Annotated in this window: 1 protein-coding gene; it reads right to left on the bottom strand. The window is 74.0% G+C overall.

The genetic code is table 11. The annotated features are described in order from the left end of the window. Window positions 1-1,001 (bottom strand): LacI family DNA-binding transcriptional regulator (locus tag IE239_RS41455; RefSeq protein WP_190154606.1); only part of this gene is annotated, 1,001 nt, incomplete at its 3' end. Window positions 1,002-1,014 lie beyond the last annotated feature (13 nt).

Genomic DNA, 1,014 nt, shown 5'->3' with positions numbered 1-1,014 from the left:
GCGGGGCCGGTGCTGGCGCGCAGGGAGACGGGTGGGGTGAGGAGGTGGTGCCGGGGCGGGGCGTCGGGGTGCTCGAGCCGCTCGACGAGGAGGTCGACGGCCAGCCGGCCCATCTCCTCCGCCGGCACGTCCGCCGCGGTGAGCTGCGGGGTCACCGTCTCCGCCCACCGGCCGGCCACGACCCCGGTGACGGAGAAGTCGCGCGGCACGTGCCGGCCCGCATGCGCGAGCCCCCGGTACAGGCCGCCCAGCGCGGCCTCGTTCAGCGTGACCAGGGCCGTGGTGGCCGGGTCGTCGTGCAGGATCCGCTCCATGCACGCCTGCCCCGAGGGAGCGTCGTCCCCGCAGCTGTACGTCCGCACCGTCAGCCCCCGCTCCGCGGCGGCCTTGGTGAAGCCGTCCAGACCCCGGTGCGCCGACTCGTACCCGGCCCCCAGCAGGTGTGCGGGCCGGTTGACGAAGGCGACTCGGCGGTGGCCGAGATCTGCCAGATGGTGAACGCAGGCCGCCGCCAGAGCGGTGTGGTCCAGGGCGACCCACCAGTCGCCGTCCGCGCTGGCGGTGCGGCCGATGGCCACGGAGGGAAAGTCCAGGGCGGCCAGGTGGTCGACGCGGTCGTCGTGGAGCCTGATCTCCATCAGGATCGCGCCGTCGACCCGTCGCTCGGCCAGCAGCCGCTGGAACGAGCGGTCGCTGTCCACGCCGCTCGGGGAGAGCAGCACGTCGTAGTCGTACGCCGCCGCGGCCTCCACCACGCTGCCGATGAAGTCCAGCTGCATGCCGGTGTAGCGGTTCCCGGCCGGCGGGAAGACCAGCCCGATGGTGCTGGTCCGCCCGTTGGCCAGGGCCCGCGCACTGGCGTTGGGCCGGTAGCCCAGCTCGTCGATCACCTGCTGGATCCTCCGGCGGGTGTCCTCGGAGACGGGCCGCTTGCCGCTCAGGGCGTACGACACGGTGCTCCGCGACACACCGGCCCGCCGGGCGATCTCACCGATGTTCACGAGGGCTCCTCAC

The sequence above is a fragment of the Streptomyces humidus genome (assembly GCF_014649655.1).
In the GTDB taxonomy this organism is placed as follows: domain Bacteria; phylum Actinomycetota; class Actinomycetes; order Streptomycetales; family Streptomycetaceae; genus Streptomyces; species Streptomyces humidus.
Note: the sequence above shows the minus strand (reverse complement) of the source record. Positions and strands in the feature narration are given on the sequence as shown.